The 22,796-nt window shown below is 47.9% G+C and carries 22 protein-coding genes; 15 read left to right on the top strand and 7 right to left on the bottom strand.

Annotation, left to right across the window (positions count from 1 at the left end):
* Positions 1-24 precede the first annotated feature (24 nt).
* Together folE and XMA152_RS00695 are read right to left on the bottom strand one after the other, a co-directional pair.
* Positions 25-564: a GTP cyclohydrolase I FolE gene (gene folE, locus XMA152_RS00690; RefSeq protein ID WP_173480816.1), complete on the bottom strand. Its 540-nt coding sequence runs from the start codon at positions 562-564 to the stop codon at positions 25-27.
* A gap of 84 nt (positions 565-648) precedes the next feature.
* Positions 649-1,224, bottom strand: coding sequence for a Smr/MutS family protein (locus XMA152_RS00695; protein ID WP_173482415.1), 576 nt, complete (start codon positions 1,222-1,224; stop codon positions 649-651).
* 54 nt (positions 1,225-1,278) lie between these two features.
* Between XMA152_RS00695 and prmB the strand changes: the two genes are divergently transcribed.
* From prmB to phaR, 8 genes are all read left to right on the top strand, one after another.
* Positions 1,279-2,193, top strand: a complete 915-nt coding sequence (gene prmB, locus XMA152_RS00700) for a 50S ribosomal protein L3 N(5)-glutamine methyltransferase (RefSeq protein WP_173482416.1) — start codon at positions 1,279-1,281, stop codon at positions 2,191-2,193.
* Positions 2,194-2,229: 36 nt separating this feature from the next.
* Positions 2,230-3,327 carry a chorismate synthase gene (gene aroC, locus XMA152_RS00705; protein ID WP_173482417.1) on the top strand — a complete coding sequence of 366 codons (1,098 nt, stop codon included), beginning with the start codon at positions 2,230-2,232 and terminating at the stop codon, positions 3,325-3,327.
* Position 3,328: 1 nt separating this feature from the next.
* A complete protein-coding gene (locus XMA152_RS00710; RefSeq protein ID WP_173482418.1) occupies positions 3,329-4,426 on the top strand; it encodes a carboxynorspermidine decarboxylase in 1,098 nt (365 codons plus the stop codon).
* A gap of 34 nt (positions 4,427-4,460) precedes the next feature.
* On the top strand, positions 4,461-5,702 hold the full coding sequence (locus XMA152_RS00715) for a saccharopine dehydrogenase family protein (protein ID WP_173482419.1): 1,242 nt from the start codon (positions 4,461-4,463) through the stop codon (positions 5,700-5,702).
* Positions 5,703-5,768: 66 nt separating this feature from the next.
* Positions 5,769-6,398, top strand: coding sequence for a LysE family translocator (locus XMA152_RS00720; RefSeq protein WP_173482420.1), 630 nt, complete (start codon positions 5,769-5,771; stop codon positions 6,396-6,398).
* 2 nt (positions 6,399-6,400) lie between these two features.
* Entirely contained in the window at positions 6,401-7,555 is a 1,155-nt protein-coding gene (locus tag XMA152_RS00725; RefSeq protein WP_173482421.1) for an MFS transporter, read from the top strand.
* Between the two features lie 80 nt (positions 7,556-7,635).
* Complete coding sequence (locus tag XMA152_RS00730; RefSeq protein ID WP_173480824.1) at positions 7,636-7,887, top strand: DUF6489 family protein; 252 nt, start codon at positions 7,636-7,638, stop codon at positions 7,885-7,887.
* A gap of 16 nt (positions 7,888-7,903) precedes the next feature.
* A complete protein-coding gene (phaR, locus tag XMA152_RS00735; protein ID WP_173482422.1) occupies positions 7,904-8,356 on the top strand; it encodes a polyhydroxyalkanoate synthesis repressor PhaR in 453 nt (150 codons plus the stop codon).
* 53 nt (positions 8,357-8,409) lie between these two features.
* Here phaR and XMA152_RS00740 read toward each other — a convergent pair whose 3' ends face one another.
* The 5 genes from XMA152_RS00740 to XMA152_RS00760 all read right to left on the bottom strand — a co-directional run bounded on the left by XMA152_RS00740 (position 8,410) and on the right by XMA152_RS00760 (position 13,416).
* Positions 8,410-10,308 carry a hybrid sensor histidine kinase/response regulator gene (locus tag XMA152_RS00740; protein WP_173482423.1) on the bottom strand — a complete coding sequence of 633 codons (1,899 nt, stop codon included), beginning with the start codon at positions 10,306-10,308 and terminating at the stop codon, positions 8,410-8,412.
* Positions 10,309-10,376: 68 nt separating this feature from the next.
* Positions 10,377-11,417, bottom strand: coding sequence for an alpha/beta fold hydrolase (locus XMA152_RS00745; protein WP_173482424.1), 1,041 nt, complete (start codon positions 11,415-11,417; stop codon positions 10,377-10,379).
* Positions 11,410-12,243, bottom strand: coding sequence for a hypothetical protein (locus XMA152_RS00750; protein ID WP_173482425.1), 834 nt, complete (start codon positions 12,241-12,243; stop codon positions 11,410-11,412). Before XMA152_RS00750 ends, XMA152_RS00745 begins: the two co-directional genes overlap by 8 nt.
* A 49-nt stretch (positions 12,244-12,292) precedes the next feature.
* Complete coding sequence (locus XMA152_RS00755) at positions 12,293-13,174, bottom strand: LysR family transcriptional regulator (RefSeq protein WP_173482426.1); 882 nt, start codon at positions 13,172-13,174, stop codon at positions 12,293-12,295.
* Between the two features lie 80 nt (positions 13,175-13,254).
* The gene (locus XMA152_RS00760; RefSeq protein WP_173480830.1) at positions 13,255-13,416 is read right to left on the bottom strand and encodes a carbon storage regulator; all 162 of its coding nucleotides are present in this window, start codon (positions 13,414-13,416) and stop codon (positions 13,255-13,257) included.
* Positions 13,417-13,645: 229 nt separating this feature from the next.
* Here XMA152_RS00760 and leuC point away from each other — a divergent pair, with 229 nt between their 5' ends.
* From leuC to truA, 7 genes are all read left to right on the top strand, one after another.
* Positions 13,646-15,070: a 3-isopropylmalate dehydratase large subunit gene (gene leuC / locus XMA152_RS00765; RefSeq protein WP_173482427.1), complete on the top strand. Its 1,425-nt coding sequence runs from the start codon at positions 13,646-13,648 to the stop codon at positions 15,068-15,070.
* A 20-nt stretch (positions 15,071-15,090) separates the two neighbouring features.
* Positions 15,091-15,738, top strand: a complete 648-nt coding sequence (gene leuD / locus XMA152_RS00770; RefSeq protein WP_173482428.1) for a 3-isopropylmalate dehydratase small subunit — start codon at positions 15,091-15,093, stop codon at positions 15,736-15,738.
* Positions 15,739-15,873: 135 nt separating this feature from the next.
* Positions 15,874-16,959, top strand: coding sequence for a 3-isopropylmalate dehydrogenase (gene leuB, locus XMA152_RS00775; RefSeq protein WP_173480833.1), 1,086 nt, complete (start codon positions 15,874-15,876; stop codon positions 16,957-16,959).
* A gap of 84 nt (positions 16,960-17,043) precedes the next feature.
* Positions 17,044-18,156, top strand: a complete 1,113-nt coding sequence (gene asd, locus XMA152_RS00780; RefSeq protein WP_173482429.1) for an aspartate-semialdehyde dehydrogenase — start codon at positions 17,044-17,046, stop codon at positions 18,154-18,156.
* A gap of 57 nt (positions 18,157-18,213) precedes the next feature.
* On the top strand, positions 18,214-19,179 hold the full coding sequence (locus XMA152_RS00785; protein WP_173480835.1) for an Asd/ArgC dimerization domain-containing protein: 966 nt from the start codon (positions 18,214-18,216) through the stop codon (positions 19,177-19,179).
* 108 nt (positions 19,180-19,287) lie between these two features.
* Positions 19,288-21,936, top strand: coding sequence for a FimV/HubP family polar landmark protein (locus tag XMA152_RS00790; RefSeq protein ID WP_173482430.1), 2,649 nt, complete (start codon positions 19,288-19,290; stop codon positions 21,934-21,936).
* 3 nt (positions 21,937-21,939) lie between these two features.
* On the top strand, positions 21,940-22,776 hold the full coding sequence (gene truA / locus XMA152_RS00795; RefSeq protein WP_173480837.1) for a tRNA pseudouridine(38-40) synthase TruA: 837 nt from the start codon (positions 21,940-21,942) through the stop codon (positions 22,774-22,776).
* Positions 22,777-22,796: the final 20 nt, after the last annotated feature.

A 22,796-nucleotide genomic window follows, 5' to 3' on the forward strand; every position in this document is an offset into this window, starting at 1 on the left:
TCAGACACCAAACAGCTGAGGTGATTAGTTTACCAGTGACAGGAATTCTGCACGGGTTGCGGGGTTAGAGCGGAAGCTACCCAGCATCATCGATGTCTTCATCATCGCGTTTTGCTTTTCGACACCGCGCATCATCATGCACATGTGTTGCGCTTCAATCACCACGCCTACACCCAGAGCACCGGTCACCTCTTGAAGTGCTTCGGCAATCTCTTTGGTCATGTTCTCTTGGATCTGAAGACGGCGTGCGTACATGTCTACGATACGCGCTATTTTCGACAGACCAATCACTTTACCCTGTGGAATGTATGCAACGTGGGCTTTGCCAATGAAAGGGAGTAGGTGGTGTTCACACATTGAGTAGATCTCAATATTTTTCACGAGCACCATCTCAGAGTTGTCTGATGGGAAAAGCGCACCGTTTACCACCTCTTCAAGCGACTGGTCGTAGCCTTTGGTCAGAAACTTCATCGCTTTTGCAGCGCGTTTAGGCGTATCTAACAAACCTTCGCGGTTAAGATCTTCGCCAATCGCTTCAATGATGTTTTCGTAGGCTTTTTCCATGACTCTATTCCTTTCTCGGGCCTATTTATGCCCGTTAACAACTAAGCGGGCAAACATACGCCAATGTCTCCCTTGGGTAAAGGTTTAGCGGTCGGATTTATGACGCTCATCCGATTTAAGAAGCAGGTAGAGTGCTCCGGTTCCGCCATCTTTTGGCTGAGCAGAGCAGAACGCTAGCACTCCCTCTGTCTGTTGCAGCCACTCGCTGACGTAAGTCTTCAAAAGGGCAGGTTTGTTAGGGTCAGTATAGGATTTGCCATGTACGATCAGTATCGATTTGAGGCCCTGCTTACGACAATCCCTAATAAACAGATGCAACTCATTACGCGCTTCATCAACAGTAAAGCCGTGCAGATCAAGACCAGCATCCCAACCTAAATGACCCGATTGCATCCGTTTGATCAACTTCAGTTGAACGCCGGGTACTGCAAAAAGAATGCTCTCTTCGGCACTGAGTAATTCGTGATGAGTAGAGTTTAGCCCATCGACGATAAGCTCCTCTTTTTCGGCGGCCGCCAGTCGACGATATTCAATCGATCCCTCATCGGGTTTGTTGACGGGGCGTTGAATATCAGCGCGATTCTGCTCAATCGGCGTCACATCCTTAAAAAGCTCCTTTAGAGAAGCGAAATCACTGATCGTATCACTCTTATCAGACATGTTGATTACAGGTAAACTATGGCATCTTTTGATTCGGATATTATCAGGTTAGCCATGAGCTCAGATCAAGCAGTGATCGAACAACTTCTCACTCTTCGCGATTACGTTCGCTGGACACTCAGTGAGATGAACCGTCACCAAGTCTATTTTGGTCATGGCCATGTAGACGCTTGGGATGAGGCGCTGCAGTTAGTGTTTAATGCGGTTGACCTTCCGTGGGACAGTTCAGCTGAACTGTTAGACGCAAAACTTCTGCCCTCAGAAAGAGAGCGTGTCATCGATTTTGTGCAGCAGCGCTGCCAGCAACGTAAACCACTACCCTACATTACCGGTGAGGCTTGGTTTATGGGACTGCCTTTCACGGTTGATGAGCGTGTCTTGGTTCCGCGCTCGCCGATCGCACAGCTGATCGAGCAGCAGTTCCAGCCTTGGCTGGGCGATGTGGATGTAGAGCGCGTTTTGGATCTTTGCACCGGCAGTGGTTGTATCGGAATCGCTTGTGCTTATGCATTTGATCAAGCTGAAGTGGATCTTGCGGATTTATCAGACGATGCACTTGCGGTGGCTAATATTAATGTGGCACGTCATGAGATGGAAGAGCGAGTCCGCGTTGTCCACAGTGATCTGTTTAACAATTTAGAAGGTGAGGTTTACGATCTAATCGTTACCAATCCGCCGTACGTTGATGCTCCCGATGTAGCGTCAATGCCTGCCGAATATCAGCATGAGCCTGAAATGGCGTTAGGCTCAGGTGATGATGGTCTCGATATCACTCGCCGCATTTTGAGAGAGGCGGGTCGTCATCTGAGTGAACAGGGGCTGCTAGTGGTGGAAGTGGGTAACTCAGAGGTGCATCTAATGCAGGCTTACCCTGAGCTTCCACTGATATGGGTTGAGCTCGATCAGGGCGGTAATGGTGTCTTTGTAATTGATGCGCCCAGTCTTCGTGCACACCAAGAATTTATTTAATGACTGAGCCGAGGCTCAAACAGAAGGATTAGGACCATGTCCGGTAATACATACGGAAAGCTTTTCACAATCACCACCTTTGGCGAGAGCCATGGCCCAGCATTGGGTGCCATTGTCGATGGCTGTCCTCCTGGGATTGAGTTGTGTGAAGAGGATCTTCAGCTGGATCTTGATCGTCGTAAACCAGGAACCTCACGTCACACGACGCAGCGTCGCGAACCAGACCAAGTGAAGATTCTGTCTGGGGTTTTTGAAGGTAAGACAACCGGTACATCCATTGGTTTGCTGATCGAGAATACCGATCAACGTTCAAAAGATTACGGCAACATCAAAGATCAATTCCGTCCTGCTCACGCCGACTACACCTATCATCACAAGTACGGTATCCGTGACTACCGTGGTGGTGGTCGATCTTCGGCTCGTGAGACTGCGATGCGTGTAGCAGCCGGTGCTATTGCGAAGAGAGTACTAGCGAAGCAGGGCATTGAAATTCGTGGCTACCTGTCACAACTCGGTCCTATTGCTATTGATCACACTCAGTTTGATTGGAATGAAGTGGGTAATAACCCCTTCTTCTCACCTGATGCTGATGCTGCAGCAAAAATGGAAGTCTACATGGACGAGCTACGCAAAGAGGGTAACTCAGTGGGTGCTAAGATCTCTGTCGTTGCTTCGGGTGTTCCTGTCGGGCTGGGTGAGCCTATTTTCGATCGGTTGGATGCCGATCTGGCCCACTCACTGATGAGCATCAATGCCGTGAAAGGGGTTGAGATTGGTGATGGGTTTGCATCGGTTGCGCAAAAAGGGACTGAGCATCGCGATGAGATGACGAAAGAGGGTTTTCTCTCGAATCACGCGGGTGGAATCTTAGGCGGTATCTCCAGTGGCCAAGATATCATTGCGCACATCGCGCTTAAGCCAACCTCAAGCATGCGCCTGCCTGGTCGCAGTATTGATAAGTTTGGTAATGAAGTGGAGGTGGTAACCAAAGGCCGTCATGATCCCTGTGTCGGTATTCGTGCCACACCCATTGCAGAAGCGATGATGGCACTGACTCTGGTTGATCATCTGCTGCGTCATCGCGGCCAAAATGCGGGTGTATCGGTTGATACGCCGGTGCTGGGTCAGCTTTAAGATGTTAAAGACCCCTTACTACCTTATCGATCGATCGAAACTCCAAAAGAACATGGAGAAGATCGCGTACGTACGTGAGCATTCGGGTGCTAAATCACTGCTTGCACTGAAATGCTTCGCGACCTGGTCAGTGTTTGATCAAATGTCGCAATATATGGACGGTACAACCTCATCCTCACTCTATGAAGTTAAGTTAGGTCATGACAAGTTTCCTGGTGAAACACACGCTTACTCGGTCGCCTATGACGATCATGAGATAGAGGAGGTGCTCGCTAACTGTGACAAGATCATCTTCAACACCATCAATCAGTTTGAACGCTTTGAAGAGCAGAGCCGTGAGAAAACGCGTGGCTTGCGAGTGAATCCGGGTATTTCAACCTCTGAGTTCATCATTGCCGATCCAGCACGTCCGTATAGCCGCCTGGGTGAATGGGACCCTGAGCGTATCGAAACGGTAGTCGATAAAATTTCCGGTTTCATGTTCCACAACAACTGTGAAAATGGCGATTTTGAGCGTTTCAGTGCCATGCTCAGTGATATCGAAGCGCGCTTTGGCCACCTGATTGCCAAAATGAAATGGATCAGTTTAGGTGGTGGTATCCACTTTACCGGGGATGACTATCCGCTTGATCAATTCTGTCAGCGTTTGAAGTCATTCTCTGAAACCTATGGTGTTCAGGTCTATTTAGAGCCTGGTGAAGCGGCCATTACCAAGAGTACAACGCTCGAAGTATCGGTATTGGATACACTCTACAACGGTAAGCACCTAGCGATTGTTGATAGCTCGATTGAAGCGCATATGCTCGATCTTTTGATCTATCGAGAGGACGCTCGTATGCCACCTTGTGATGGTGAGTACAGCTATCAGCTGTGCGGTAAGTCTTGCTTGGCAGGCGATATTTTTGGTGAGTTTAATTTTAATCATGAGCTTAAAGCCGGTGATCGACTCTCAATAGAGGATGCGGGTGGCTACACCATGGTTAAGAAAAACTGGTTCAATGGTGTGAAAATGCCCTCTATAGCCATTAAAGAGTTTGATGGTTCGATCAAACTTGTTCGTGAATTTGGTTATCAAGACTTTGTCGATAACCTCTCTTAATAGTGTTAAGTAACGCATCGGAGTGCGCGATCTTATGAAAAAGAATGTACTAATTATTGGCGGCGGTGGTGTTGCCCAGGTGGTGGCGCATAAATGCGCCCAACACAACGATATCCTCGGTGATATAGCGATCGCTTCAAGAACCAAATCGAAGTGTGACGCGATCATCGACAGCATCCATGAGAAGGGTGCAATGAAGGTGGATGGCAAGTTAACGGCTCATGCACTGGATGCAATGGATACAGCCGCGACGGTTGCATTGATCAAAGCGACGGGCTCTGAGATCGTGCTTAATGTCGGTTCAGCTTTCGTCAATATGTCGGTACTTGAAGCCTGTATCGAAACGGGTGTCGCTTATCTAGACACTGCTATTCACGAAGACCCACTTAAGATTTGTGAAAACCCACCTTGGTACGGTAACTACGAGTGGAAACGTCGCGAGCGCTGTAAAGAGACAGGCACCACGGCTATTTTGGGCTGTGGCTTTGATCCAGGTGTCGTAAACGCTTACGCTGCATTGGCTAAAAATGAGTACTTCGATACGCTCGAGTCAGTTGACATTATCGACATCAATGCGGGCGATCACGGTCACTGGTTCGCCACCAACTTCGACCCTGAGATCAACTTCCGTGAGTTTACCGGACGTGTCTACTCTTGGCAGAACAATCAGTGGCAAACCAACCAGATGTTTGAGATCAGTCGTACTGACGATCTGCCTGTAGTCGGTGAGCGCACAAGCTACATGACGGGTCACGATGAGATCCACTCTCTATCAGCCAACCTAGGTTGTCCTAATGTACGTTTCTGGATGGGCTTTGGGGAACGTTACATCACCGTATTCACGGTTCTAAAGAATCTGGGTCTTCTCTCTGAACAGCCAATCGAAACGGCTGAAGGGCAGAGTGTTGTCCCTCTTAAAGTGGTTAAAGCTTGTCTTCCAGATCCTGCGTCACTTGCACCCAACTACTCCGGTAAGACCTGTATTGGTGATCAGGTGAAAGGGACCAAAGATGGTCAAGAGCGTGAAGTGTTCATCTACAACGTTGCTGACCATAAAGATGCCTACAATGAGGTCGGTAGCCAGGGTATCTCCTACACCGCTGGTGTTCCACCGGTTGCAGCCGCGTTATTGATTGCGACAGGTGAATGGGATTGTAAAACGATGGTTAACGTAGAGGAGTTGGATCCACGTCCATTCCTGAATCATCTTAACCACATGGGTCTACCCACATGGATCCGTGATGAAAATGGAGAGCGTCCGCTCGATTTCTCATAATATCGACTAGCTCCCATCAAGCCCAGATGTTATAACGAAAACTTGTTATCCCACTGGGCTTTTTTAATGCTTGAACTCTTCCCTTGGGCCGCGTTTCTTGTGGCCATTACCCTATTAACACTAACCCCCGGTGTCGATACGATGATGGTATTGCGACGCTCTGTAGGCAGTCGAAGCCAGGGCTTTTTGGCCAGTCTTGGTATCTGCCTGGGACTGTTTGTGCACGGAACATTGAGTGCATTAGGCGTGGCTGCCATTCTGGCCAGTTCAGAAACACTGTTCTTTTACATGCAGATGTTAGGAGCAGGCTATTTGATCTTTCTTGCACTGAAAGCGCTTAAAGATCTATTCATAGGACGCGCATTTATTTTGGAATCTGTTGCTGAGCAAAGAGCTTTACGCTCGGCCTTCTATCAAGGTTTTCTCAACAATCTGTTAAACCCGAAAACCTTACTCTTCTATATGGCTCTGTTACCGCAATTTCTGGTATCGGGCTATTCACCACTCCTGCAGTCTCTGATGATGGCGTTAATCCATTTTTGTATCGCCATGGTCTGGCAGGGTGGTTTGGTATTGGGTGTCGATCGAGTACGTCATCTTCTGTTCAATAGAGGTGTGATCAGAGCTTTAGATGGCTTAAGTGGAAGCGTTTATCTGCTGTTCGGACTACGCCTGTTGCTTGGTGAGCGTAGTTAACGATGCGCCTTGAGCTAAGACTTTCACTCTTCTACTACACCTTCTTTTCACTGTTAGGCGTGGTGATGCCATTTTGGGCTCCCTATCTTAGCCATGAAGGTTTCAATGCTGAGGAGATTGGACTTCTATTAGGCGCGTTTCACCTCTCTAGGCTTTATGCTCCAAGTATTTGGGGCTATGTGGCCGATCGTCATATGGAGCGCATGCGGGTTGTTAAACTGGGTGCACTGCTGGCCGTATTAGCCTTTGTTCCGGTGCTGTTCATTGAGGGGTTTTGGCCGCTGCTGCTTGCGATGCTCTGCTTCTCATTTTTCTGGAATGCGATTTTGCCGCAATTTGAAGTAGTTACCTTAAGTCATCTAGGTGAGAAGCGAGATCGCTACGGGAAAATTCGTTTGTGGGGGTCCGTTGGGTTCATTGCGGCTACCTTGATCGGTGGTGAGTTGTTCATAGACGATCAGATCGAGTGGGTGCCAATTGGGTTGTTGGTGGTATTAATCGCCATCTACTTTGCAACCTGGACGGTTCCCAAGCCGGCTGCCGCACCGATAAATTCCGCCAAATCTGTCTCTGTTGCAAAGGTGATGAGACGTCCAGAAGTGATACAGTTCTTTGCGCTGATCTTTTTTGCACAATTGGCTCACGGTCCCTACAACGGTTTTTACACGCTCTTGCTGCAACAAGAGGGGTACAGCGGCTTATCCATAGGTTTATTGTGGTCTTTAGGCGTTCTGGCTGAGATAGCGATGTTCGCTGTGTTGCACAAATTGTGGCAACGCTTTTCGCTCGTAAGTGTCTTTATGGCGAGTTTAATGCTGGCTGTGCTGCGCTGGTTAATGATGGCAACCCTGTCTGACTCACTGCTAATTATTATATTCTCCCAACTGCTACATGCAGCCAGTTTTGCGGTGCTGCATGCCAGTGGCATTCGAATTGTGCAGCAGCTCTTTCCCGCAGGAAGCGAGGGCAGGGCGCAGGCACTGCACTCTAGCCTCGGCTTTGGTTTAGGTGGTCTGTTTGGTTCAATTATTGCCGGCTACCTTTGGCACCACTTCGGTTCTGGCGTTAGTTTCATCTTTGCGGCGGCGGCCAGTCTCATAGCTCTGTTGTTGATATCCTTCGGTAAGTTGCCGGCAAAAGTGCAGCAAAATAGCTAAAAAGGTTTTTTTGCAGTGCGAAATTAAACGCGTTATGCTCATGACTACAGGCTTCTTAAAAGTGCTGGATGGAGATCGTTATGAAAATCAGTGTAGATGTTGATTTAACCCCAGAAGAGTTTCGCCGCACCCTAGGTCTACCCGATGTGTCCGAAATTCAAAAAGAGTTAGTTGAACAGTTTAGACAGCAGATGCTTAATGGCGCAGATGGTTATGACGCTCTCTCTTTGATGCAGCCCTATCTAAATTCAGGCCTAAATTCGATGGAGGCCATGCAAAAGGCTTTCTTCGGAATGATGACCAGCAATACCAGTGATAAAAACGATAAATAATTGTTGAGGTACTTTTGTGCGCATTCTTCGTAAATATACAAACCGCCGTCTCTACGACACCTCTCGCAGCTGCTACGTGACCCTAGAAGATGTAAAGCAGCTGGTAATGAACGGTGAGACCTTTCAGGTTCAGGATTCTAAAACAGGCCAAGATTTAACGCGCAACATTCTCCTGCAAATTATCTCTGAGCAAGAGGCTGATGGGGGCGGTACCTTGCTAACCAATCAGGTGCTTCAGCAACTCATCCGCTTTTACGGTGATAGCATGCAGGGCATGATGAGCCAGTACCTAGAACAGAGCATCAGCGCCTTTCTAGAGCACCAGGATCGTATCCGTGATCAGATGGAGACAATGATGGGCGCCGCCAATCCATTAACGATGATGAACAAATTGACGGATCAGAACATGGCGTTTTGGAATATGTTCAATCCAGCGGCTAAGCAAGAGGGTGAGAAAGAGGATAAATAGCTCTCTTCTTGGGTTCTCATTCGACAAAAAAGAGAGCTTTTGCTCTCTTTTTGCTATTTAAGTGCCTGTTCTATCTGATCCAATGAGATCGGCTTGGTGATAACCTCTTTGGCGCCTTTATTAATCATCTGGTCTGTCTCTTTACCCGTGATTGCCGCCGTGCATCCCAAAATCGTCCCTTTGAAATCTTGTTTCGTGAGTTGCTCGATCAGTTCCAAACCATTCATTTCTGGCATGTTCAGATCCGTAATCACCAAATCAAAACTATCTCTTTCTACAAGCTGCAACGCATCACGACCATTATCAGCAACCTCTACATGTGCACCAGCTTTACTTAACATCTTTTGGGTCAGTAGTTGAAGCGTCTTATTATCCTCTGCTATCAGAATTCGCATGTCTGAAAAGTTGATTGAATCTCTTATCTGCGATGAGTTTTTATTCTCAGGTTCATTAGCGGAAAATTCCAGTATGAATTTCGCACCCCCTAGTTCTGAAGTACTGTAGTCCAGTTTAGCCTCAATAGCATTGGCAATCTCTTTTACTATGTACAACCCAAGTCCTGTACCGTCCGCGTCAGTTTTGCCTCGATTAAATGGCTTTAATAGATCCTCTAATGATTCTTTAGGGATGCCTACGCCGTCATCTTCAACAACGATTTGCAACAGGTTTTGATCGCTTTCATGTGTCAGAGAGACAGCAATCTGGTGACCCCCGCTGTGAATCGACGCATTCTTGATTAGGTTTGTGCAGATTTGTCGAATGGCTTGTACAGGCAGTGCAAATTGACCGCACTCTTGTAAGCTGAGAGTCAATTGCTGTTGGCGTTGAAGCAGAAGTCCATGAAGCGATACGCAAACACCTTGAATAATGGATTCCGGAGTTGCTGTTTTAAATTGAACTACTCGTTTTTCTGGTGCGCCAATAAAGCGAAGATCTTCTAAAACATCCAGTAGGTTGCTGGCAGTCGATTTTAAATAGGTATCGATCTCTTCGCGGGGTATCGATTCATCTTTAAGTAGCATGTTGATCGATGCAATAGGGGTGCGCAATTCATGTCCAACCACTGCGAAAAACTGTTTTTGTTGTTCCTGTTTAGCTTTGAGTTGTTCTAACGTAAGTCTGAGCTCTTTCTCTCTGGCTAATCGCTCTGTTTGATCCAGTACCACGCTTACCCAATGTTCACTCATTAGACTGTCCGCTGGGTTACAAATCGTTCTCACTTCAACAGGGAACTCATGATCATCATTCAGTTTATAGAGGGACTCATGAGACATGCTTTGGTCATATACCCTATTCTTGATCTGGTTCTCTGAGCTGAGTAGATCCATTGACCAGATTGGCACAGCCTGTTGAGCATTTATCTTAACCCCTGTTTTTTCTGATAGATAAGGGTTTATCTCAACTATTTTTCCGGTTGCAGTTTCGGTGCGGTGAATGCCGATTTCTAGGTCACTGAATAGGTCAACGAGTCGTTCTGCACGCAATGCATGAATACGCCAGTATTCCCGCTCAATGAGCGTTTGAAGGAGGCAGAGGGTCTCCTCTTTGATGTCATCAAAGTGATTGGGTTGACTGTCATAGACGGCAAAGTGAGCTAGGGTACCCGCAGTGGGGTGGTTGATCGGTAAGCCAAGAAAACTCTCTAATCCTGAACCCTCTTTTTTGATGAAGTCTTTCTGGACATCACAGGGTATAGAGACCTTTTTCCCTTTATAAACCAGTGCACAGGGTTGATCGGTCATGCAGTACACCCAGGGTTCAGAAGGCTCCTCCCCACGAAAAGCGGCATGGCCTTCAATCAGCTCAGCGTGGCTATCAACTAACACACCCACAAAAACCAGAGAGGGTGAATAGGCTTCGCTAAATGCTTGAGTGATCTTGTCGAGAATATCGTCATGATTGGATCTTTTTGATAGCTCAATCAAGCTTTGTATGAGTTGTCTGTTACGCATCTTATAAATCTAGTAGATAATCAGGAAATTACTAAATTTAATTGCAAAAAGTAGGCCAACTTTTCTGGCTAAGGTGTTAGATGCGACTCTATCACTTCTATGACTGTGCCACGACAACGGTCACTGATGAACGCGCCAATGTGGCCGGCAGGAAGTGGTAGCTCTTGATAGGAGGTTTTTGGGTTAATTGCGGCTTTTAGTGCTTGGCTTGAGGCAGGTGGTACCAAGTGGTCTTTAGTCCCAAAGATATTCAATATGGGGGAGCGAATGGACGTTAGCTTAACGGCTTTGGAGTCGACATAGAATGATCCTTGAATCAGTCCATTCCCTTTAAAAAATGTCTCTGCAAACTCTATAGTGGCCCGGCCTGCTAGATCAGGACTGTCATTGATCCACTGCTCCATTCGCAAGAATAGCTCGGCGCTTGTCGGGTCTTGAATCGAGCGGCTCAGGCCCATCTCTTTTACGACACCCAGTTGCAGTGGTTTAAGCGCAGCGTAGATCTGATTGAGAAACTGACCCGGAAGGTTTCCATAGGATTTGACCAGCTGTTCAATGTTCGTCTCTCGGACCATTTCGCTAAGCGTAAACCCCTCGACATCAGTATCCACGGGTGTGACCAAAGTGACCAGTTTACGAACACGCTCTGGTTTTAAACTCGCATAAGCGAGAGAGAATACGCCACCCTGGCATATGCCCATTAGGTCAATCTGTTCAAAACCGGAACGCTCTATAACGCACTGCACGACGCTATCTAGATAGTCGCCAATGTAGTCATCAAGTCCAATATGTCGATCACACAGATCGGGATAACCCCAATCGATCAGATAGATATCACGCCCTTTGGCTCGTAAATCTTGAACCAGTGAACGGTCGGGGGCTAAATCGAGAATAGTGGGTCGATTAACCAGCGCGTAACAGATAATCAGCGGCGGCTGTCTGCGTCGTCCAGACTGTTTAAAGTGCAGCAGTCTCATCTTATCGAGGGTTAACACCACCTCGGCTTTCAGTGAGCTATCCTCCAAAGGGGGGAGTTCACTGAGTACCGCCATAGCCTTAGCCAGCTCTTTTTGTGAATCGAGCAGGGCTTGGTTATACCGATTAGCCATTGTGATCACCTGATTCGAGGGCAGAGAGCCGCTTCTCTAACTGTCGAATGCGTCTGCGTTGTTGATCGAGCTGTTCAATCAGTCTATCGAGTTGCTCAGGTGAGGGGAGTCCCGCTTGCTCTGTCAGTTGAGTCAGAAGTTGTTTCCATGCCAGTTTTAGATCGGCCCATCCATTCAGCCACCCGCTTTGAGCTAGCTGCATCGAGGGCTCTTGGAATTGAACCTGGTAGGTGTTGTCGTAGATCTTCCCCCAGAGCTCAATCTGATCCTTGGCAGAGAGTGAGTCATCGAATTGCTCTTGCCAGGTCTGCGTTGCCAACTCAGTAATCTGATTCATCTCTTCGGTCAGTGTTTGGCCTGCTTGCTGCCACTGCATAAAGGATTCAATCAGTTGGTTAAGTTTTTCAAACTGAGGAGTGTTCAATGAGGATTTTAACTGCTCAAATTTAGCGAGTTGCTCCTCATTAAACAGGGTCGATAAGTGGGTGTGAGTGAACAAGAGCGGTGCCATCTGCTGTGGCAAACTCGCCTGTTGCAGAAGCAACTGGACATTGAATTGGTGCAACTCTTCTCTTAGCTTTTTCAGTTGCTCGCTGGAGTCGGTCGCTTGATCCTGCAGTGCTTCAACCACACTCATCATCGCTTTGGAGTTTTGAGCAAGCGTTTTGATCCACTGGGCATGATTACTAGAGAGTTGTTCAGGGTGCGTTTGGAACTGATCCATTAGATGGTTCCACTCATTTAAACGAGTGGTATCGATAACAGATCCCGTCTGCTCGAACTGCTGCAGCCATTGATTGAACTGATCTAGAAGCGGATGGTTCACGCTAAGCCCTTATTTACTCTTTGAATCATAGTAATTCACCCTGATTCAGTTATGAACCCTTCTGCGCATCCTCTTTTAGTAGATTGAGCAGTTTGCCCGCCGCATTAGAGAGTGTTCTGTCACGGTGGTAGATAAACCCAAGTGGGCGTTCAATGGCGTCACTGTCGATCACCACCTTATGCAGGCTGTTATCAATCATCGACTCTGGAAGTAGGCTCCAGCCTAAACCAACACTGACCATCATACGAATGGTATCAAGGTAGTTGGTGCTGATACCTAAATTGGGTGTTAGACCTCGCTGGGCTAACTGTTCGTGCACAATCAGAGAGGTGAAGGTGTTCGGGGCAGGCAAAATACCCGGGTACTGGTTCAACGTTTCAAAATCGGTTGTGCCATGCTGAGCGATAGGGTGGTCGTTGGAGACACAGTAAAAGAGTCGATCTAACCACAATACTTCTGAGTGGAGACGTGGGTCTGACTCTGGCGAGAGTGTGATCAGTGCCAGTTCAATGTCACCATGCAATACCGCCTCATAAGCCACTTCTGACTCATAAAAGCGCAGATCTAGCTCTACGTCAGGGAATTGGGTGGTGAAGGTGCGCAGTGTGTTGGGAAGTCGGTGAAGGCTAATATGGTGGCTTGCTGCGACCGACAGGCGACCTGAGATATCACCCTTTATATTTTCAACGACGCGCTTGGCGTCTTCTAACTCCGCCAGAATGCGACGTGCCTGGGGGAGCAGTGCTTTACCGGCATCGGTCAATGCTATGGTTCGACCAATTCGATCAAACAGCCGAGCTCCAACCTGCTCTTCTAGCTGAGCCACGCGTTTGCTGACTGCTGACTGAGTTATAAACAGTCGCTGTGATGCTTGGGAGAAACTGCCTAGCTGAGCGGTTTCAACAAAGGCTTGTAGGGTAGAGGTATCCATAAGCCTAAGCTTACAAGAGAGCGGTTGAAATAGGCATAAAAAAAGCACCACAGAGGGTGCTTTTTGATCAAAGACTTATCTCAGGATTCGTCTTCTTCTAGTAGCTCTTCGCGAACAATGTGCACATCTTTTGGTGCTTCAATGCCGAGACGAACACTGCCGCCACCTGCTTCAACCACCATTACTTCAATGTTGCCATCAATAATCAATTTTTCGCCGACGTTACGTGTAAGTACAAGCATGGATAAGAGTCCCTTCTTAGGAAAAGTTAATCTGTTTTTTGTGTTACCAATGAAATGTAGACCATATTTTGAACTTTACAAAAAAAAGATTAATTTTTTTCAAAAAATTTAACTATTCTCATTTGGAATGGAAATTATAAATAATAAGAGTTTGTCTATTGAAAGAGGTGTGGATAAAATTTAGCCACTTTTAAATCCTTACGGATAGGTCACCAACCAGGAGAGAGAGATGGCTGGTAAAACACTCTATGACAAATTATGGGATGCCCATTTGGTGCGTCAGAACGAAGATGGCAGTTCATTAATCTACATCGATCGTCAAATTCTTCATGAGGTCACTTCACCTCAGGCTTTTGAAGGCCTGCGTATGGCGGGTCGTAAACCTTGGCGTATCGACGCTAACCTAGCAACACCTGATCACAACGTACCCACCACTGAACGTGCTGGTGGCGTCGATCAGATTGTCGATCCTGTTTCTCGTATTCAGGTAAAAACACTGGATGAGAACTGTGACGAGTACGGCATTGTCGAGTTCAAGATGCTTGATGAGCGTCAGGGTATCGTTCACGTTGTGGGCCCAGAGCAGGGTATGACTCTGCCAGGTTCTACCGTTGTCTGTGGTGACTCGCATACCTCTACCCACGGTGCTTTTGGTGCGCTAGCGCATGGTATTGGTACTTCTGAGGTTGAGCACGTTCTTGCGACTCAGTGTCTGATCGCTAAGAAGATGAAGAACCTTCTGATTAAAGTAGACGGTGATCTTGGTGTTGGTGTCACCGCTAAAGACGTTGTACTTCACGTGATTGGTGTTATCGGTACGGCCGGTGGTACAGGTTTTGCGATGGAGTTCGGGGGTTCTGCAATACGCTCGCTCTCTGTTGAGGGTCGTATGACTATCTGTAACATGGCGATCGAAGCGGGTGCTCGTGTAGGTCTTGTAGCGGTCGATGATAAGACGATTGAGTACTTTAAAGGTCGTCCATTCTCACCAACTGCGGATCAGTGGGAAGCGGCTGTAGCAAACTGGAAAAATCTAGTCTCTGATGATGATGCTCAGTTCGATAAGGTCGTTGAGATCAACGCCGCTGATATCAAACCTCAGGTGACTTGGGGTACCTCGCCAGAGATGGTGGTTGCTGTCGATGGCACTGTGCCAAATCCAGCGAACGCTAAAGATGCAGATGAAGCGAACTCTATTACTCGTGCGCTTGAGTACATGGGCTTGAACGCGGACCAGGCGATTACCGATATCAAACTTGATCGTGTCTTTATCGGTTCTTGTACTAACAGCCGTATCGAAGATATGCGCGCTGCCGCTGCAGTTGTTAAAGGCCGTAAGGTTGCAAGCACAGTGAAGCAGGCGCTTGTTGTTCCTGGTTCTGGTCTTGTAAAAGCGCAGGCAGAAGCGGAAGGTTTGGATAAGATCTTTGTTGAAGCGGGTCTTGAGTGGCGTGAACCGGGCTGTTCAATGTGTCTTGCGATGAACCCAGATAAGTTGGGTAATGGTGAGCACTGTGCATCAACCTCTAACCGTAACTTCGAAGGCCGTCAGGGCTTCGGTGGTCGTACCCATCTAGTGAGCCCAGCAATGGCGGCGGCTGCTGCGATTACAGGCCACTTCGTTGATGTGCGCGATTTTGAGTTGAACTCTTAAGTTAGGGCGGAGATAGAGATATGAAAAAGTTTACGACTCACACCGGTGTTGTTGCTCCGCTTGATCGCGTCAACGTTGATACCGATATGATCATTCCAAAGCAGTTCCTTAAATCGATTAAGCGCTCTGGCTTTGGTCCTAATCTATTTGATGAACTTCGTTACCTTGATGAAGGTCAGCCAGATCAAGACTGTTCTGGACGTCCTATCAACCCAGACTTTGTTCTAAACAAACCAGAGTACGCTGGTTCTAGCATTCTGTTAGCACGCAACAACTTTGGTTGTGGTTCTAGCCGCGAGCACGCTCCTTGGGCATTAGATGACTACGGTTTCCGTGCAGTGATTGCACCAAGCTATGCCGATATCTTCTTCAATAACTGTTTCAAGAATGGTCTATTACCGATCATTCTTACAGAGGATGAAGTGGAAGAGCTTTTCCAAGCCGTTGCTGCAGCACCCGGTATGAGCCTAACGGTTGATCTTGAAAATCAGAAAGTGGTTAGCCCAGACGGCAAAGAGTATAGCTTCGAAGTTGATGACTTCCGCAAGCACTGTCTGCTAAACGGTTTGGATGATATCGGCTTAACGCTTGAGCATGCTGATGATATCCGTGCGTACGAAGCGAAACGCCGTGCCGAAGCGCCTTGGTTGTTCGACGCGATTAAATAATTGATTTGTTCGCGGCTATTGATGGTGACTGGCTTTAGCCTGTCATCCGCTATTAATTTACGCTCGGTAGTCTGGAAGACGCTGAGAGAGTCGTGTCAGGCTGAAAGCCAGACACGGTAAATAAGGAATAGAAAAATGAACGAAAACAAAGTTTTGATTTTGCCAGGTGATGGCATTGGTCCTGAGATTGTTGCTCAGGCGCGTCGTGTGCTTGAACTGGTTAACGATCAAGATAACCTTGGTCTTGAATTTGATGAAGCACACGTTGGTGGTGCTGCGATCGATGCGACAGGTGTACCTCTTCCAGAAGAGACCCTAGCTAAGGCGCATGACTCCAAAGGCATCCTTTTGGGTGCTGTGGGTGGTCCTAAGTGGGATACAAACCCTGATTTTCAGATTCGCCCAGAGAAGGGGCTTCTAGGTCTTCGTACTCAGCTTGGATTGTTCGGTAACCTGCGCCCAGCGATTCTTTACCCACAGTTAGCTCACGCGTCTACTTTGAAGCCAGAAGTGGTTTCAGATCTAGATATTCTTATCGTTCGTGAACTAACGGGTGGTATCTACTTCGGTCAGCCACGCGGCATTCGCACCACTGAAGATGGCCTACGTGAAGGTTACAACACTTACGTATACAACGAAGATGAGATCAAGCGTATCGGTCGTGTCGCTTTTGAAGCGGCAATGGCACGTGGTAAGAAACTCTGCTCTGTCGACAAAGCAAACGTACTAGAAGTGACGGTGCTTTGGCGTGAAGTGATGGAAGAGTTGAGCGCTGAGTACCCTGAAGTTGAACTAAGCCACATGTACGTAGATAACGCTGCAATGCAGCTAGTACGTGCACCTAAGCAGTTCGATGTGGTGGTAACAGGTAACATGTTTGGCGACATCCTTTCAGATGCTGCTGCAATGCTGACGGGTTCCATCGGTATGCTGCCTTCATCGTCTATGAACGTGAAGGGTCAGGGTATGTTTGAACCTTGTCACGGTTCTGCTCCGGATATTGCGGGTCAAAACATTGCAAATCCATTGGCAACCATCCTGTCTGCCGCTATGATGTTGCGCTACTCGCTTGATAAGGGCGAAACTGCGGATCGAATCGAAGCCGCGGTAAGTAAGGTTTTGGATCAAAACCTGCGTACTGCCGATATCTTCTCTGAAGGCATGACGAAGGTTTCGACAACTGAAATGGGTGACGCGGTGATTGCTGCGCTAAGCGCATAATCAAACGTTAACCGAGAAGGCCGGTTAGATCCGGCCTTTTTTGATAGAGCTATTGAATAGCGAAAAAGTTTTTTGAGGGTAAATATGAATCGTGTAGGTTTTGTTGGCTGGCGCGGTATGGTGGGTTCCGTTCTTATGCAGCGTATGCAGGAAGAGCGTGACTTCGATCAGATCGTTGAACCGGTATTTTTCACCACTTCTCAGGTAGGTGCTGCTGGTCCAGACATTGGTAAAGAGATTGCTCCACTTAAAGATGCATCTGATATTGATGCGCTAAAAGAGATGGACGCGATTATTACCTGCCAAGGTGGCGACTACACGAAAGAGGTTTACCCTAAGCTTCGTGCTGCTGGCTGGAATGGCTACTGGATTGACGCTGCTTCTGCTCTGCGAATGGATGATGAAGCGATCATTGTTCTGGATCCAGTCAATAGCGATGTAATTGAGAAGGGTCTAGCGAAAGGGATCAAAACTTACGTTGGCGGTAACTGTACTGTCTCTCTCATGTTGATGGGTCTAGGTGGTCTATTTAAAGCGGGTCACGTTGAGTGGGTCTCTTCAATGACTTATCAGGCTGCATCAGGTGCTGGCGCACGCAATATGCGTGAGTTGATCACTCAAATGGGGCAGATTCGCGATGGTTCAGAAGCGCTTCTGAATGACCCTGCATCGGCAATTCTTGATATTGATCGTCAGGTTGTTAGCACCATGCGTAACGATCTAGCCGTTGATAACTTTGGTGTGCCGCTTGCGGGCTCGTTGATCCCTTGGATCGATGTACCTGTTGCCGATGGTCAGTCTAAGGAAGAGTGGAAGGGCTATGTTGAAACAAACAAGATTCTTGGCCGTAACTCTAACCCGATTGCTATCGATGGTACCTGTGTTCGTATCGGTGCAATGCGCTGTCACAGCCAGGCATTTACAATCAAACTGAATAAAGATCTTCCAATGGATGAGATCGAGCAGATGGTTGCTGAGGCGAACGACTGGGTGAAAGTGGTGCCTAATGATCGTCAGATCACTATGGAAGAGCTATCACCAACCAAAGTGACCGGTACATTGAGTATCCCTGTGGGTCGTCTTCGTAAAATGAAGATGGGCAAACAGTACCTAAACGCATTCAGTGTGGGTGATCAGTTGCTTTGGGGTGCTGCAGAGCCTCTTCGCCGAATGCTTCGTATACTTCTGGCTCAATAAGCGTAACGAATCAATTAACGGCCCGCTCATTTGCGGGCCGATCTTTTTGGAAAAGCTATGAAACTATTTTTTGTTGGTGTCTCATCTCTAGTAGCCGACCAGTTTTTTGAACTCTTCGAAGATCACCCTCTAGCGAGCGAAATTGAGCTCTCTTTATGGGATGACGAGAGCGAAGCGGGTCGTTCATTGATGATTAACGGGCACTCCACACTGGTGCGTCCCGTTGATCAAGCTCCGTTTGCTGAAGCGTCTGTGGTTATTCTGGCTCAACCTGAGGCGAGTGCAGATCTTTTGGAGCGCGCTTCCTTGGGTGCTACATTGATCGATCTCTACTCTAACCTGTCTGCTGAATCGTCTCAGTTGGCCGTCGCGGGTCGTGACCGTCTGGAGTCTGGCGAGTGGTATCAGCTCGCTGAGCCTGTGCTAGTAGCAGTCTACAAGTTCTGCCAGGCGATTAGCTCTAAAGTTGAGCCTCTTCGTATGCACATTGCCGCGACTTTGCCTGCCAGTGTTCATGATCGCAAAGGCGCTGAGGCTTTAGCACGTGAAACAGCCGCACTGCTTAATGGTCGTGAAGCGACAGAGCAGTTTTTAGATGCAACCCTAGCCTTTAATGCATTGGCTCAGCCGTTTGTATTGGACGAACAAGGTGAATCAGGGTTAGAGCGTCGTATTGCTGAGGGTGCTGATGCACTGTTTGACGATGCCGAAGTAACGGTATCAACCGTTCAAGTGCCGATGTTCCACGGTACCTCTGCAATGCTGATGGTTGAGACACAAGCGGACCAATCGGTCTCTGATCTAGTAGCGCTCATTGATCGAGATAATGCGTTGCGTTTCAGTCACAGCCCCAACGCCTCTACTCAATCGATGATTGGGCAGACTGAGTGTTTGGTATCGCGCCTGCGTGTCGATGCACGTGTGGACCAGACGATTCAAGCTACCCTGATGTTTGATGAGAACCGTTTCGGCCGTGCCTCAGCACTTTTAGAGCTGCTTGCTACATTGGTAACTAAGCACTAATTTAAAAAATCTGCCCGGTAAACTTGACCCATTACCGGGTAGCAACAATACTTCATTCAATAGAGAGAGATTAATCCTTTCGGATTAATAGAGTGGAGTGAAGTTATTGTGCGTCGTTTAGCACTCAGTATTGCCGTTTCATCCGCATTGTTAGCCAGTCAGGCTAATGCCCTAGGCCTAGGTGAACTCAATGTAAAATCTGCATTGAACGAGCCGCTTCAGGCTGAAATTCAACTGCTACAAGTTCGTGATTTAAAAGCATCCGATATTCGTCCTAAATTGGCTGATGATGACGCCTTCAGTCTGGCTGGCTTAAGCCGATCTGGCGTGTTGAGTTCGGTTGATTTTGACGTTGAGCTCAATGCCCAGGGTGGTGCTAAAGTCGTCATTAGTTCGGACACCCCTGTTCGTGAGCCCTTTATCAGCTTCTTGATGGAAGTGAATTGGCCCAATGGTCGTCTTGTTCGAGAGTACACCCTGTTGTTGGATCCTCCTCTGTTTGTAGAGGCTGCAGCTCAACCGACACCCATATCCGTGCCGTCCACTCCAGTAACTGACTCACTTCAGAAAGAGGGTCTTAAGGCTGAACCGGAAAAGGTTTTAAAAGCGAACCCGGCGCAAACTGTCCAAACCACACTGAGAACTGAGACCTCATCAGCGAATCAGGTTTATGTCGATGTAAATGATACCCTGTTTGCATTGGCTCAAAGTAATCTTCCTGATGAATCCGTCTCGGTCAACCAGATGATGCTGGCGATTCAGCGTCTAAACCCTAGTAGCTTTCCGACCAACAATATCAATGTTCTTAAAGCCGGTACGGTCGTCACGCTGCCCAATAGTGCGCAAGCGAATGAGCTATCAGTTAGGCAAGCGGCTATCGAAGTTCGCAAGCAGTATGAAGATTGGAAAAATGGCAGACGTTCCTCCGCTTCTGCAGCTATTGAGAAAGCGGACGTTACTCCAGTTGCTAAACCAGAGAGTGAAGCTCCCTCGGCTCAAACCTCTGAAGTGGTTAATCCATCAGAGGCTAAATTGAAGTTGGTCTCTGTTGACGAGACACAAGATCAACCTCTATCAACCAGCAGTTCAGAAGCTGAGGCTAGTCAGACGGTATCAGATTCAGTAGAGGTCCGAGCTGATAGCGAACCCTCTAACTCTGTGGTTGAAACTGAAGAGGAGGGAGCTTCTCTCTCTTTAGATCAAGATTCTGTTGCTACGCCCGTTGAATCAACGCCTCGCGAACAGGAGCTTCAAGCACTCAATCGAGACTTGGAAAATCAGCTGCTTGTAACTCAGGAGAGTGTCGAGAAAGTTGAACGTGACAATGCTGATCTCTCTGCAAAATTGGACTCTATAGCTGAGCAGCTACAGACCATGCAGCGTCTAATTGAGCTAAAAGATCAACAGGTTGCGCAACTGCAACAGCAGTTGGAACAGCAGATGCAGCTAGCTCAACAGCGTAATGAGGACCCAGTCGCTGCTGTGATCGACTATGTTCGAATGAATCCTGAAATCGTTGGTGGCAGTGCTGTAGCCTTTCTATTGTTGCTGCTGTTGTTAATACGATCTTCAAGAAAGCCTGCGCCTTATCGTGAACCCGCGAGCAGTGCGGCAAAAGAGGATGAGGTTATCTCTGAAGCGCCTCTAGTACCTTCAGCATCGTCGACCCCAACTATGGCTGTCGTTGAGCCATCAGCTGTTGAACCCGCTTTGGAAACGTCGATTGAGCCAGTCATCGATCCAAAGCCTGATTCTGATTCAGAGAGTATCGCTAAGGCTGAAGCTGAGATTCAGTCGATGATCGATGAGGTGCTTCGAGCTCGTGCCAGTGAGCAGGCGGCCCAAGCTGAGATGGAAGCGATCAGCGATGAGGTTGCTGAAGAGTCACCGCCAAATGAATCCGTTGATGAATCATCAAATACAGGTGATCTCGCTTCAGTTGAACCTCAGCCTGAGGTCATTGATGATAATGAACTGGAAACAGAAACAGAAACAAGTTCTGACGCTGATGATTTCCTCTCCAGAGCTAATGCAGCTATGTCATCACCTGAAGAGCAAGAGGCGATGGTTAACGAAGCCGATGAGTCGCAGCCGGAAGATGATGATTTAGAGGAGTTTCTTGACTCTGAGCTAGAAGCCTCACTGGCAGATGCCGATTCGGTTGAATCGATTGTGGAGCCTGTAGAAGAGGAGAGTGCAGAGCTGCAAGACCTCGATTTTGTTATCGAGCCGTTTGATTCAGAATCTGACGAAGAACCACAAGAGAGCCAAATTCCGGGCGTTGATATGCCGCAAGCAGACTCAACGGATGAACCAGCGCACACTGACTCCATTGATGAGGACCTGGTCGCTCTAGAGGCAATGATGGGCGATGCCAGCGTTCCCGATGAGGCATTTGATATCGAGGTGGATCAAGATGTTGAAGCTGACGGACAGTCTGACGATCATTGGGAATTTGTCGTAGAAGAGAGTGATTCTGGGGCGCTGGACGGGGAGATCGAAAAGATTTTCGATGAAGTTGATGGCGATCTAGAGGTGGTAGAAGAGATTAATGACACCGCAGAGTCAGAAGATTTTGATACCCACTTCTACAGTGGTGCAGATGAAAACGAAACCCGATTAGATCTAGCAAGAGCTTACATTGAAATGGATGATTATGAGGCTGCTCGTGATATCCTTGTCAGTATGAAAGACAAAGGCTCTTCTGCTCAGCAGCAGGAGGTCGCAAACCTCTTGGATCAATTGGATAAAGCTTAGTTAATGAGCGATATTGAAAACATCAAAGGGGCGACGGAAGTCGCCCTTTTTCGTTACGCCCTTGGGATTGAGTACGCTGGTGCAAACTATCATGGCTGGCAGATTCAGGCAGATGAAGGGGTTGTCACGGTTCAGGAACGTCTGCAGCAGGCGTTAGCAAAGATTGCGAATCACGATGTGCATCTGGTCTGTGCTGGCCGCACCGATACCGGGGTGAATGGCTGTTATCAAGTTGTTCACTTTGATACACCCAATCAGCGAATCGATCGTGCCTGGGTGATGGGTACGAATCGACACCTCCCTGATGACATTGCGGTGCTTTGGGCAAAACCGGTGTCGGATCAATTTCACGCCCGTTTTTCTGCTCAAGCAAGACGCTACCGCTATCTGATCTACTCGGCACCTGTTAAACCGGCGATTCTCTCTAGAGGGGTTACTTGGACTCACAAGAGTCTTGATGTTGGGCGAATGCAATCGGCAAGTCGTTGTCTGATCGGTGAGCATGATTTCAGCTCTTATCGAGCGGTTGCCTGTCAGGCGAACAGTCCCGTTCGTACGGTGCATGATCTGCAGGTTTATAAAAGCGGTGAGATCATTGTGATCGATATTCAAGCCAATGCTTTTTTACACCATATGGTTCGAAATATTGCCGGTGTGTTAATGAAAATTGGTTCTGGAGAGGCTGAGGTAGAGTGGGCGGCTGAGGTGCTAGAGGCCAAAGATCGTCGCAAAGGTGGGGTGACCGCTCCGCCTTGGGGACTCTATTTTTGTGATGTTGAATACCCTGAAGAGTTTGCACTGCCGAAGGGTGGTACAGGGCCATATTTCTTGGGCCATTAGACTGACTAACTCTCTCTGTT

This window comes from Marinobacterium sp. xm-a-152, from assembly GCF_013282965.1.
Lineage (GTDB): Bacteria > Pseudomonadota > Gammaproteobacteria > Pseudomonadales > Balneatricaceae > Marinobacterium_E.